11 protein-coding genes are annotated in these 12,321 nt (G+C 37.6%); 5 read left to right on the forward strand and 6 right to left on the reverse strand.

Going from position 1 to position 12,321, the window contains the following annotated elements; all coding sequences use genetic code 11:
- Positions 1–181 precede the first annotated feature (181 nt).
- Positions 182–1,396 carry a serine/threonine transporter SstT gene (sstT, locus tag AM305_RS06525; RefSeq protein ID WP_005824286.1) on the reverse strand — a complete coding sequence of 405 codons (1,215 nt, stop codon included), beginning with the start codon at positions 1,394–1,396 and terminating at the stop codon, positions 182–184.
- Between the two features lie 246 nt (positions 1,397–1,642).
- Between sstT and AM305_RS06530 the strand changes: the two genes are divergently transcribed.
- On the forward strand, positions 1,643–2,011 hold the full coding sequence (locus tag AM305_RS06530; protein WP_005824287.1) for a diacylglycerol kinase: 369 nt from the start codon (positions 1,643–1,645) through the stop codon (positions 2,009–2,011).
- Positions 2,012–2,056: 45 nt separating this feature from the next.
- On the forward strand, positions 2,057–3,700 hold the full coding sequence (gene ushA, locus AM305_RS06535) for a bifunctional UDP-sugar hydrolase/5'-nucleotidase UshA (RefSeq protein ID WP_005824288.1): 1,644 nt from the start codon (positions 2,057–2,059) through the stop codon (positions 3,698–3,700).
- 74 nt (positions 3,701–3,774) lie between these two features.
- On the opposite strand, the gene queF is transcribed toward ushA, so the two are convergent.
- The 5 genes from queF to AM305_RS06560 all read right to left on the reverse strand — a co-directional run bounded on the left by queF (position 3,775) and on the right by AM305_RS06560 (position 8,079).
- Positions 3,775–4,614 carry an NADPH-dependent 7-cyano-7-deazaguanine reductase QueF gene (queF, locus tag AM305_RS06540; protein ID WP_005824289.1) on the reverse strand — a complete coding sequence of 280 codons (840 nt, stop codon included), beginning with the start codon at positions 4,612–4,614 and terminating at the stop codon, positions 3,775–3,777.
- Positions 4,615–4,622: 8 nt separating this feature from the next.
- On the reverse strand, positions 4,623–5,171 hold the full coding sequence (gmhB, locus tag AM305_RS06545) for a D-glycero-beta-D-manno-heptose 1,7-bisphosphate 7-phosphatase (RefSeq protein ID WP_005824290.1): 549 nt from the start codon (positions 5,169–5,171) through the stop codon (positions 4,623–4,625).
- Positions 5,171–5,641, reverse strand: coding sequence for a thioredoxin-dependent thiol peroxidase (bcp, locus tag AM305_RS06550; protein WP_005824291.1), 471 nt, complete (start codon positions 5,639–5,641; stop codon positions 5,171–5,173). The genes gmhB and bcp overlap by 1 nt, the downstream gene beginning before the upstream one ends.
- 74 nt (positions 5,642–5,715) lie before the next feature.
- Positions 5,716–6,873 (reverse strand): radical SAM family heme chaperone HemW, encoded by a 1,158-nt coding sequence (gene hemW / locus AM305_RS06555; protein WP_005824292.1) that lies wholly within the window; start codon positions 6,871–6,873, stop codon positions 5,716–5,718.
- A 60-nt stretch (positions 6,874–6,933) separates the two neighbouring features.
- Complete coding sequence (locus tag AM305_RS06560; RefSeq protein WP_005824293.1) at positions 6,934–8,079, reverse strand: 5-methyltetrahydropteroyltriglutamate--homocysteine S-methyltransferase; 1,146 nt, start codon at positions 8,077–8,079, stop codon at positions 6,934–6,936.
- A 321-nt stretch (positions 8,080–8,400) separates the two neighbouring features.
- Between AM305_RS06560 and AM305_RS06565 the strand changes: the two genes are divergently transcribed.
- The 3 genes from AM305_RS06565 (at position 8,401) to AM305_RS06575 (ending at position 12,300) form a co-directional block, all read left to right on the forward strand.
- Entirely contained in the window at positions 8,401–9,999 is a 1,599-nt protein-coding gene (locus tag AM305_RS06565; RefSeq protein WP_005824294.1) for a lactate permease LctP family transporter, read from the forward strand.
- Between the two features lie 152 nt (positions 10,000–10,151).
- Entirely contained in the window at positions 10,152–10,889 is a 738-nt protein-coding gene (locus tag AM305_RS06570; protein WP_005824295.1) for a (Fe-S)-binding protein, read from the forward strand.
- A gap of 1 nt (position 10,890) precedes the next feature.
- Positions 10,891–12,300, forward strand: coding sequence for a LutB/LldF family L-lactate oxidation iron-sulfur protein (locus tag AM305_RS06575; RefSeq protein ID WP_005824296.1), 1,410 nt, complete (start codon positions 10,891–10,893; stop codon positions 12,298–12,300).
- Positions 12,301–12,321 lie beyond the last annotated feature (21 nt).

Raw genomic sequence — 12,321 nt, forward strand, 5'->3', positions numbered from 1 at the left:
TATGTATTAGAAAATAAAATATGCGAAAGTACAGATCATTGCAAGCGTTGCAACCACTGTCATCATTGCATAACCAAATGTACCCATATAATCCTCCTTTGATTAGAATCAATGCTATTTTAATATGAAGTTTACATTTTGTATTCAAAAATAATCCCTGAAATACAGGGATTATTCATTATTATGCTGTTTTCTGATCTTCAGCCATACTAACAGCTGCTGTAAAGAGCACATCTGTTGATGAATTTAATGCTGTTTCAGCAGAGTCTTGAATCACCCCAATGATAAAACCAACACCGATAACTTGAGCAGCAATATCATTTGGAATGTTAAATAAACTACATGCTAATGGGATTAATAATAATGAACCACCGGCAACCCCTGAAGCACCACATGCACAAATTGAAGCCACAATACTTAATAATAATGCAGACCAGAAATCTGGCACAATACCTTGCGTATAAGCAGCCGCTAACGTTAATACCGTTACCGTAATTGCCGCACCAGCCATGTTGATATTCGCACCAAGTGGAATAGAAAGAGAATAAATCTCTTCACGTAAACCTAAACGTTTTGATAACCCCATATTCACCGGAATATTTGCTGCTGAACTACGTGTAAAGAATGCAGTCACACCACTTTCACGCAAGCAGATAAATGTGAGTGGGAATGGATTACGGCGAATTTTCCACCAAACAATTAATGGATTTAAAATAAATGCCACGATTGCCATTGCGCCAAGTAAAACCGCTAATAAACGTGCATATCCTACAAACGCATCCGCGCCATTTGTTGCAAAAGTATCTGCCACTAAACCAAAGATACCAATAGGTGCAAGTGCAATAACTACTTTAACTACCGCAGAAACAGCCTCAGCAAAATCACTTAAAAACGTTTTAGTGGTTGGTGCTGAATGACGTAATGCAGTCCCTAAACCAATTGACCATGCTAAAATACCAATAAAGTTTGCATTCGCTAAAGCCTGTAAAGGGTTATCCACTAAGTTAAACACAACAGTTTTAATAATTTGCCCAATACCTTCCGGTGGAGCTAAATTATCTGGGCTTGCTACTAATTCTAAAGTGGTTGGAAACATAAAACTCAATACCACCGCTGTTAGTGCAGCCACAAATGTCCCTAACACATAAAGCACTAAAATCGGTTTGATTTTACTGTCTGAACCAATCTCTTTATTCGCAATGGTAGACATTACCAACACAAAAATTAAAATTGGCGCAATCGCACGAAGTGATTTTACGAAAAATTGACCTAAAACTCCGACATTTTTCGCCCACTCAGGACTGACTAATGCCAGAAGAACCCCTAAGACTAACCCGATGAAAATACGCAATACCAGATTGCCACCGAGTAATTTTGAAGAAAATGAATTGCTCATAATACTTAACTTTAATAAAACCTTATTTAGATAAATGCAAGCATTTATCCCCCAAAAAAGAAGAACTATGAGATTAGCCGAAAAATACGCTTTATGGAATAGGCAAACGATTAGAACTTATACTTTTTTTACAAATTTATTCTTTTTTAAGTTTTTTTTACAAAAATAAGTAACATATTCTTTCCGTTCTCACCTCCTTTAAGCTAAAATATAGCCCGTTTTTATTTACTACTCTTTTAAAACATTATGAAACCTGCAAACAAAGCTGATTTTGCTCGTATTGTTCGAGCCGCTGGTTACTCCATAAAAGGTTTAAAAGCTGCATATATTCATGAAGCAGCCTTCCGCCAAGAAATTTGGTGTTCAATTATTCTTATTCCCTTAGCATTTTTGTTAGGTAATGGCGTTATTGAGAAGCTTCTTTTAGTCGGTAGCTTATTTTTAGTTCTCATAGCAGAATTACTTAATAGCGCAGTTGAATCGGTTGTCGATCGTATTGGCTCTGATTATCACGAGCTTTCAGGTAGAGCGAAAGATATTGGTTCCGCCGCCGTATTTATGGCTATGGCTATGGTACTCCTTGTCATTACTTGGCTACTCATTTTACTTTTCTAATCTTCTTCTCCTTGTTATTTTTTTCTTTCAACCAAAAGGTACATTATGAAATTTAGAAAAACACTCCTTGCATTAGCATTAACAGCATCAACCTCTGCAATGGCATATCAAGCAGATAAGACTTATCACTTTACTGTCTTACACACAAACGATATTCACGGTCATTTCTGGAATAATGACAAAGGTGAATACGGTTTAGCTCCACAAAAAACGGTTATTGATCAAATCCGTAAAGACGTAGTAGCTCAAGGTGGCGAAGTAATCGTTTTAAATGCTGGTGATATTAACACGGGTGTGCCAGAATCAGATATGCAAAATGCACGTCCTGATATCGAAGGTTTAAATGCGATTGGCTACGATGCTATGACCTTAGGTAACCACGAGTTTGATGTACCATTACAAATTTTAGATATGCAAGAAAAATGGGCAAAATTCCCATTACTTTCAGCTAACGTATATAACAAACGTACAAATAAACCGCTTGTTACACCATACATTACGTTAAATCGCGGTGATTTAAAATTTGCTATCGTAGGTTTAACCACAGAAGATACGGCAAAATTGGGGAATCCAGATGTAACTGGCAATGTTATTTTTAAGAACCCTATTGAAACCGCTCAAAATGTCTTAAAAAATCTTAACAAGAAAGAAAAACCAGATGTACGTATTGCCTTAACGCATATGGGATGGTACTTAGATGGTAAACATGGTACAAATGCGCCAGGCGATGTTACAATGGCTCGTACACTAAAACCAGCAGCATTTGATATGATTATCGGTGGCCATACTCATGACACTGTTTGTTTTGATGAAAAAGGGCAATTTATTGAAAAATATAAACCTACAATGGCATGTAAACCTGATTACCAAAACGGCTCTTGGATTATGCAAGCCGGCGAATGGGGTAAATATGTTGGTCGTGCCGACTTTGAATTCAAAAACGGTAAAACCACGTTGGTTAAATATGAGTTAATTCCGATTAACTTAAAACAAACTATCAAAAAAGAAGATGGTACAAAAGAATACAAACTTTACGCAAATGAAATTAAAGCTGACGAAGCGCTCTACACTCAATTGAAAAAATATCAAGACGAAGGCGATAAAACATTAGGCATTAAAGTTGGTAATACAGAAGGTTTCTTTGACGGTAAACGTGAATCTGTACGCTTTGTACAAACAAACCTTGGTCGTTTAATTGCACAATCTCAAATGGAACGTGTAAAAGCAGATATTGGTATCATGAATGGTGGTGGTATCCGAGCATCTTTACCGGAAGGCGAAGTTACCTATAAAAATATTTTAACGGTTCAACCATTTGGTAATATGATTTCAACGTTAGACTTAAAAGGTCAAGAGTTAGTTGATTTCTTAACTACAGTTGCCTTAAAAGAAACAGATACTGGTGGTTACCCTCAATTTGCGAATATCTCAATGGTTGTAGATCGTGCAGCAAAAACAATTTCTGATGTAAAAATTGGTGGTCAGCCATTAGATATGAATAAGGCTTATAAAATCTCAATTCCTGATTACTTAACAGCAGGTGGAGATGGATATCCAATCATGAAAACTCACCCAACCTATGTAAACACAGGTTTCATTGATGCTGAAATGCTTAAAAAATTCTTTGAAGAGAAAAAGGTCTTAAAAGCATCAGATTATGATCCGAAAAATGATGTGATTTTCAAATAAGCAGCCTCATATAAGCAAAAAGAGTTAATTTCAAATCGAAATTAACTCTTTTCTTTTATTTGTGATATCTGCCTTTACTGACGCGCCATTCTTAAGTTCTTCGGTAAAGGCTCAAAATTAGAACGGAACGGGTTGATATCCAAACCGCCTCTGCGTGTATAACGAGCATAGACAGTTAATTTTTCTGGTTGAGCAAACTGCACTAAATCAGTAAAAATTCGCTCAACACACTGTTCGTGGAATTCGTTGTGTTCACGGAACGAAATAAGATAACGTAGCAATTTTTCACGATTTAACTTCTTGCCTACATAATGAATTTGTACACTTCCCCAATCCGGCTGTGAGGTAATCAAACAGTTCGATTTTAGTAAATGACTTACTAAGGTTTCATCAACCACTTCACCTTCGGCAATTCCTGTCAAATGTTGATTAGAAAATTGATAGCTTTCGATTTTTAAATCTTGTTCATCAATACATTCGCCCTCAAAATCTACGATAGGCTGTTGGGTGTATTCTGATAATTTGCGAACTTTTACAGAAACTTGACCGCTTGCACAGAGGCTTAAATCTCTTGCTAACACTTGCTCGACTTGCTCTACTGAGGCAAATTTACTTTGGTTAAAGCTGTTTAAATAAAGCTTAAAACTTTTCGACTCAATCAAATTTTCACTTTGAAAATCCACCGCAACATCAGCTATCGCTACTTGTGGCAGACCATTGAGGTTAAGCCAAGAAAGCTCATAGCAAGTCCAAATATCCGCCCCTTGGTTAAATAGCTGAACATCGGTAATACCTAATCCATCACGATTTAATTTGCGAGGTACCGGCTGTAATAAACTAGGATCATATTCGCTTTTATATTCGGTTTTCTGCCCAAGTTTTAAAGCAGAAAGTGATTTATCATTATAGTTCATGGCTCTCTCTATTTAACATATCTCACTAAATCCACTAGGCTGTCTAATACAAGATCCGCTTTTGCCTTTCCTTCTTCGGTAACCGTTTTTCCTGTATGAACGAGTACTTTGGTTTTCACACCAGCAGCTTCTGCTGCCAATAAATCTTCTAACTTATCGCCAACCATATAAGATTTTGCCGGATCGATATTTAAATCTTTCATCGCTTGTAAAAACATACCGGCATTTGGCTTACGACAATCGCATACCTCTCGATATTCACCTTTTCCTTCCGGATGATGAGGGCAATAATAAATGCCATCTAATACCACACCGTAATCTTCATCAAGCGACCAGTCCATCCATTCCGTTAATTGATGAAATTGCTCTTCAGAAAAATAGCCTCGAGCGATCCCTGATTGGTTTGTTACAATTACTAACAAATAGCCCTTATCTTGCAACTGTTTTAACGCTTTTCCCACGCCTTCAATAAACTGGAAATCATCAATTTTATGCACATAGCCGTGATCAATATTGATCGTGCCATCACGATCCAAAAAAATCGCTTTATTTGCCATTATTTTAGCCCCTTCACAAAATCTACTACCATTTGATGATGTTCCGATGTTTTGAATTTATCAAATACCGCTTCAATAACACCCGCTTCGCTAATGAGAAAGCTAATACGATGAATACCATCATAGGTTCTGCCCATAAATTTCTTCTCTCCCCAAACGCCAAAAGCCTCTGCAACTTGATGTTCAGGATCGGAAAGAAGGGTAAAGTTTAACGCTTTTTTCTCTTCAAATTGGGCTAATTTTTTCGGTAAATCAGGGCTAATACCTAATACCACCACATTAAGTTCATCTAGCTCACTTTTACTGTCTCGCAAACCACAAGCCTGTGTTGTGCAGCCTGGTGTTAATGCTTTAGGATAAAAGTAAACCAACACTTTTTTCCCCGTAAACTGATTTAATGAAACGGAATTTTCATGTTGATCTAATAAGGTAAATTGAGGAGCTGTATCGCCAACTTTTAATGTATGCATATTTATCTCTCAAATAAAAATAACCGCTTGTATATTACTACACAAGCGGTCGTTTTCTTATGTTTTTTTACAATTTAAACCAAGAAACCCTCTAATAATTCATTAAGAAAGAGTTTGCCATGTTGCGTAATTTGCCAATGTTGTTCCGTTTCTATAATGTAATTTTTCTCAAGTGCTTGAGTGATTATCGGCTCAATAGATTTAAGTGTAAGCCCTGTAAGTTGTTCAAAATCCGTTTTAGGTGTTGCTTCTAGTAAGCGAAAACGGTTCATAAAGAACTCAAAAGGACGATCCTCTAAAGCAATTAACTCTTGAGAATAGCGATATTCTCCTTGCATATATCCTTTAGGGTGCTTCGTCTTGCTGAAACGATAAATTTCACCGGTCGGATAAGTAATTTTCCCGTGCGCCCCACAGCCAATGGCAAGGTAATCGCCAAATCGCCAATAATTTAAATTATGCTGGCATTGGTAGCCTTTTTTCGCATAGGCTGATGTTTCATACTGTTCATAACCTGCCGAAGTTAAAAGCTGATGACCTTGCTCAAAAATATCCCACAGCTCATCATCGTCCGGCAAGGTGGGCTGACGATAATAAAACATCGTATTAGGTTCAATTGTGAGTTGATACCACGAAAGGTGCGGTGGATTTAGCGCTATTGCCTGTTTTAAATCAGAGAGTGCTTGCGAAACCGATTGATTGGGCAAACCGTGCATCAAATCTAAATTAAAACTCCGTAGTCCCAAACTTGCAGCATTTTTAGCAAATTCGACCGCTTGTATTGCTTCTTCTCGATTGTGAATTCGTCCTAATTTCAGTAATTTCTCTGGTTCAAAACTTTGAATACCCATTGAAATACGATTAACACCGCCTTGAACATAACCTAAAAAGCGTTCGGCTTCGGCTGTTCCTGGGTTAGCTTCTAACGTGATTTCAATTTGATCTTCAAAAGCAATTCTCTTTTGAATTTCTGCTAATAAGTATTGAATACCCTCTGCGGAAAAAAGGCTTGGAGTACCACCGCCAATAAAAATAGAATGGATTTTTCTTTCACCAATTGCTGTTTTGTAAGCGGTTAAATCTTGCGATAAATCTGCAAGTAAGTGCTGAATATACGCCTTTTCAGGAATAACACCTTTTTGGGCGTGCGAGTTGAAATCACAATAGGGGCATTTTTGAACACACCAAGGAATGTGAATATATAAACTGAGTGGAGGGAGAGCTAAATTCATTCCATACCTTTTCTAAAAATGGAAAGACGCACAAACTGTGCGTCTTAAAGTAAAGTGAGGTTATTTTCCCCAAACTTCTTCAACAATATCACGAATAAATGCCAGTTTCGCCCATTGTTGTTCTTCCGTCAAGATATTCCCTTCTTCCGTTGAGGCAAAACCACATTGAGGACTTAAACAAAGCTGGTTAATATCCACATATTGAGCAGCTTCTTTAATGCGCTCAATGATTTCATTGCGATCTTCTAATTCACCGCTTTTCGAGGTAATTAACCCTAAGACAACTTGCTGATCTTTGATAAAACGAAGTGGTTTAAAGTCGCCCGAACGATCCGTATCGTATTCTAAGAAAAAGCCATCTACTCGGCATTGCCCAAATAAAATTTCAGCAACCGGTTCATAACCCCCTGATGAAAACCAAGTCGAACGGAAATTTCCACGACAAATATGCATTGTAATCGCTAAATCTGCCGGCTTCGCCTCTACGATCTTATTGACCATATATACATAATCTTTTGCGATCTGATCTAAATCGAAACCTCGTGCTTGATAAGCTGTACGTTTATCTTCTGCACAAAATTCGCCCCAACTTGTATCATCTAACTGGAGGTTACGACAACCAAGGGCATAAAATGCTTGCATTGCCTTAATATAAGCTTCAGCAATATCATCAAGCAACAACGCATTATTATTTTCATAACGTGGAATAGGTTGATAATCTGTTGCTCGTACATTTGTAATCAAATGTAACATTGAAGGCGAAGGGATCGTAAACTTAACCGCTGTATTCCCTGCGATTTTCTGTAGCGAACGATAGTGGTCGATAAAAGGATGGTTTTCTGAAAAGCCAATTTTATCAACAATTTTCAATGTTTTAGGGCGAACATTATGGTGTTTAAACTGTACAGAGAATTTCTCTGCTTCCACTTCCTCTACGCCATCTAATGTCGCTAAAAAATCCAAATGCCAAAAGGTACGACGAAATTCACCATCGGTTACCGCTTGTAAACCAACCGCTTTTTGTTGTGCGACTAATTTCTCAATTTCCTGCTCTTCAACTTGAGTAAGATCTTCACAAGATATATCGCCACAACTGCATTGCTGGCGGGCTTGTTTTAAATTTTCCGGACGTAAGAAACTTCCCACGATATCAAAGCGAAAAGGGGCGGTTGTACGTTGTGTTGCTTGAGGAAAAAGTTTAGACATAATGTATTCCTTTTATCTTATTAAATCCTTTTCATTCTAACAAAGCAATTTATTAAATTAAATAATACTTAAACAAAATAAAGTTGAATTTTATTCATGTTTAATTATCATTAAACTCATAATCAGGCTATATACTAACCTACCTATTTATAATTAAGTTACATTTTTTTAACTTAATTTTTAAACAATCTACCTATTTTTTCGTGATCTATATCACAATTCTTTAACATTGCGCTTTCTTTCTTTAATAACTTGTTTACAATTTGCGATGATTAGCTCCCGCTATCAAAGAAGTAATTTTAATTTTTAATGGTGAACCCTATGGCTCTCTTTCTTAGTATCTTTCCCATTGTTTTACTCATTTATTTAATGGTAAAACGCAACGCGCTACCATCTTATGTTGCTCTTCCTTGGATTGCAGCAGTGGTATTGATTATTCATTTATTATTCTTTGCAACAGACATTACTGTGATTAGTGCCAAAATCGCTTCTGCAGTCGTAGATGTATTAACGCCAATTACAGTTATCTTTGGTGCAATTTTATTTAACCGTTTCTCAGAAACCTCTGGTGTAACAAATACGCTACGTAAATGGCTAGGTACAATCAACCCAAATCCGGTTGCTCAATTAATGATTATCGGTTGGGCATTTGCCTTTATGATTGAAGGTGCGAGTGGCTTTGGTACGCCAGCGGCAATTGCTGCGCCAATTCTTGTTGGTTTAGGCTTTAATCCTATTAAAGTTGCAGTATTAGCCTTAATCATGAACTCAGTACCGGTTTCTTTCGGTGCCGTAGGTACACCAACTTGGTTCGGTTTTGGCCCGCTAAATTTAGGCGAAGATAAAATCCTTGAAATCGGCTCAATGACAGCAACCATTCACGCATTTGCGGCATTGGTTATTCCGGTAATCGCATTAAGTTTTGTGGTAACATGGAAAGAAATTCGTCAAAACATTGTGTTTATTTACCTAAGTATTTTTGCTTGTGTGGTGCCTTATTTCTTCCTTGCTCAAGTGAACTATGAATTCCCATCATTAGTCGGTGGTGCAATTGGTATGTTTATCTCTATTTTCTTGGCGAATAAAGGCGTTGGTTTGGCAAAAGTAGAAAACACTTTAGACAACTCTTCTGTTACAACTAAAGAAGTGGCGAAAGCATTATTACCAACCGGTTTACTCATTGCATTCTTAATTGTTACGCGTGTGCAACAGTTACCATTTAAAGCGATGATGAACAACGCAACAACTTGGGTATCAATGCAATTAGGCTCATTAGGTCAATTTGAAATCAGTGAAGGTTTAATCTTTAGCTTAAAAAACATTTTTGGCACAGGTATGAATGCGGGTTATAAATTGCTTTATGTACCAGCGTTAATTCCATTTGTTGTTACCGTTTTAATCGCTATTCCACTATTCTCTGTATCAGCAAGCAATGTAAAAGATATTTTTACCACAAGCTTCAAACAAATCCGCAACCCATTTATCGCCCTTATCGGTGCGTTAATCATGGTAAACTTAATGCTAGTGGGGGGCGATGGTTCAATGGTTAAAATCATTGGTAAGAGCTTTGCAGAAGCAACTGGCGAATATTGGACAATCTTTGCTTCTTATTTAGGTGCAGTAGGGGCGTTCTTCTCTGGTTCTAACACGGTATCTAACTTAACCTTTGGTAGTGTTCAATTATCTACCGCAGAACTTACCGGTATTTCAGCTACGCTTGTCTTAGCATTGCAATCTGTAGGTGGCGCAATGGGTAATATGGTGTGTATCAACAATATCGTGGCGGTGAACTCTGTATTGAATATTCAAAACCAAGAAGGTGCGATTATTAAGAAAACCGTTCTTCCAATGTTTATTTATGGTGTGATTGCGGCGATTGTTGCATTAACTATCATACCGATGTTCTTTAACCTTAATTAACAAATAGCTAATTGTATGAGATATGTTAAAATCTCTTATACAAGCGGTTAAAATTAAGACTTGTTATGTAAAAAGGAAGTATTTTGTACTTCCTTTTATACTATGTGATTAAATAAATACGATTTATTCTTATTTAGAGTGGGAATATGCAAATGAATGTAAATTTTTATGTAACCTGTATTGCTGACGTGGTAAAAGCCGGTGTCGCAAAAAACAGTGTTTTATTACTTGAAAAACTAGGCTGTAATGTTATTTTCCTTGAAAAACAAGGTTGCTGTGGCCAGCCCGCAATTAACAGTGGCTATACCAAACAAGCACTTGCAGGAATGAAAAGCCTTGTCGAAACCTTTGAGGTTAATGATTATCCTATCGTTGCGCCAGCAGGTTCTTGTGTGTACGCAATTAAAAATTACCCAGAATACTTTAACCGTTTTGGAGAAAGTGAATGGGCTAAACGTGCGGAAAAAGTGGCAGCAAGATTTTATGATTTAACCGATTTTATTGTGAATGTGCTTAAAATTACTAATGTGGGCGCACGTTTAAACGGTAAAGCAGTTTATCACCCTTCTTGTAGCTTGACCCGTAAATTAGGCGTTGTAAATGAGCCGCTTACACTTCTTCAAAATGTAAAAGGTTTGGAATTATTACCAATTCACAATCAACAAACCTGTTGTGGCTTCGGGGGAACATTCTCGGTCAAAATGGCAGAAATTTCTGGCGAAATGGTTACGGAAAAAGTCGTAAATATTAGCGAAGTGGAACCCGATTATTTAGTAGGTGCTGATGTAAGTTGTTTAATGAACATTGGTGGTCGTTTAAGCCGTGAAGGCAAAAATGTAAAAGTTATGCATATTGCGGAAGTTTTAATGCAAGAAGAAGGAGAAGCCTAATATGTCTCATTTACAAACCAGCACACTCCCCTTTAAACAACGTGTAGAACAACAAGTACACAACGAAGTTATGCGCAAAGCGGTGGTTAAAGCGCAAGAGACTATCGGTGCTAACCGTCAAAAAATGGTGGATGAATTAGGCAACTGGGAAGAGTGGCGAGATCTTTCAAAACAATTCCGTAACCACGTTTTAGCCAATTTAGATGCATATCTTTACCAATTAAGCGAAAAAGTTACCCAAAACGGTGGGCACGTCTTTTTTGCAGAAACAGCTGAAGAAGCAACCGCTTATATTCGTAAAGTAGCCCTTGAGAAGAAAGCTAAAACCATCGTGAAATCAAAATCCATGGTAACGGAAGAAATTGGTTTGAACCACGTGTTAGAAGCAGAAGGCATGAAAGTGGTTGAAACCGATTTAGGGGAATATCTCCTACAAATCGTAGGCGATAAACCTTCGCATATTGTTGTGCCTGCAATTCACAAAGATCGCCATCGTATCCGTAAAGAACTTCACGAAGTATTAGGCTATGAAGGTTCTGAACAGCCGGAAGAGATGAATGCTTTTATTCGCCAAGTATTACGTAAAGACTTCCTAGAAGCTGATATCGGTATTTCCGGCTGTAACTTTGCTGTGCCTGAAACCGGTTCTGTTTGTTTGGTAACCAATGAAGGAAACTTACGTTTAGCAACAACGGTGCCAAAAACCCATATCGCAGTAATGGGAATGGAGCGTTTAGCTCCAACATTTAAAGAAGTGGACGTATTGATCACAATGCTTTGTCGTAGTGCGGTAGGTGCAAAATTAACTGCTTACAATACTTGGCTAACCGGTCCTCGTTTAGAAGGCGAAGTTGATGGTCCTGAAGATTTCCATCTTGTTATTGTGGATAACGGTCGTTCCGCTATTTTAGAAAGTGAATTCCAAGAAGTTTTACGCTGTATTCGTTGTGGTGCTTGTTTAAATACCTGCCCTGCGTACCGTCAAATTGGTGGACACGGTTATGGTTCTATCTATCCGGGCCCGATTGGTGCGGTTATTTCGCCATTATTAGGTGGCTATGAGGAATTTAAAGAGTTACCTTATGCATGTTCATTATGTAATGCATGTAATAGCGTATGTCCGGTAAAAATTCCACTGGCTCAACTTATTCTCAAACATCGTGAGAAAATGGTTGAGCAAGGACTCACACCAAAACTTGAACAATTAGAAATTAAAGGCTTTACCTTTGCCAACTCACATCCTGCTGTATGGAATATGGGGGTAAAAGTTGGTGCTAAATTGATGGGTAAATTTATCAAAAACGGTAAAGCACCTGTTCAAATGGGCGCTTTAGGCGAATGGACAAAAGCACGTGATTTACCAACACCTGAAGGCGAAAGCTTCCGTGAGTGGTTTGCTAACCGTAAATAATTAAACATATTCTCCACCGTT

The organism is Actinobacillus minor NM305 (assembly GCF_000175195.1).
Taxonomy (GTDB): Bacteria; Pseudomonadota; Gammaproteobacteria; order Enterobacterales; family Pasteurellaceae; genus Haemophilus_A; species Haemophilus_A minor.

What these genes read in the sequence shown, in the direction of transcription:
- bcp (WP_005824291.1), bottom strand. Translation starts at nt 5,641, where the DNA reads ATGCATACATTAAAAGTTGGCGATACAGCTCCTCAATTTACCTTATTA.
- ushA (WP_005824288.1), top strand. Translation starts at nt 2,057, where the DNA reads ATGAAATTTAGAAAAACACTCCTTGCATTAGCATTAACAGCATCAACC.
- AM305_RS06565 (WP_005824294.1), top strand. Translation starts at nt 8,401, where the DNA reads ATGGCTCTCTTTCTTAGTATCTTTCCCATTGTTTTACTCATTTATTTA.
- AM305_RS06570 (WP_005824295.1), top strand. Translation starts at nt 10,152, where the DNA reads ATGAATGTAAATTTTTATGTAACCTGTATTGCTGACGTGGTAAAAGCC.
- hemW (WP_005824292.1), bottom strand. Translation starts at nt 6,873, where the DNA reads ATGAATTTAGCTCTCCCTCCACTCAGTTTATATATTCACATTCCTTGG.
- AM305_RS06530 (WP_005824287.1), top strand. Translation starts at nt 1,643, where the DNA reads ATGAAACCTGCAAACAAAGCTGATTTTGCTCGTATTGTTCGAGCCGCT.
- AM305_RS06575 (WP_005824296.1), top strand. Translation starts at nt 10,891, where the DNA reads ATGTCTCATTTACAAACCAGCACACTCCCCTTTAAACAACGTGTAGAA.
- AM305_RS06560 (WP_005824293.1), bottom strand. Translation starts at nt 8,079, where the DNA reads ATGTCTAAACTTTTTCCTCAAGCAACACAACGTACAACCGCCCCTTTT.
- sstT (WP_005824286.1), bottom strand. Translation starts at nt 1,396, where the DNA reads ATGAGCAATTCATTTTCTTCAAAATTACTCGGTGGCAATCTGGTATTG.
- gmhB (WP_005824290.1), bottom strand. Translation starts at nt 5,171, where the DNA reads ATGGCAAATAAAGCGATTTTTTTGGATCGTGATGGCACGATCAATATT.
- queF (WP_005824289.1), bottom strand. Translation starts at nt 4,614, where the DNA reads ATGAACTATAATGATAAATCACTTTCTGCTTTAAAACTTGGGCAGAAA.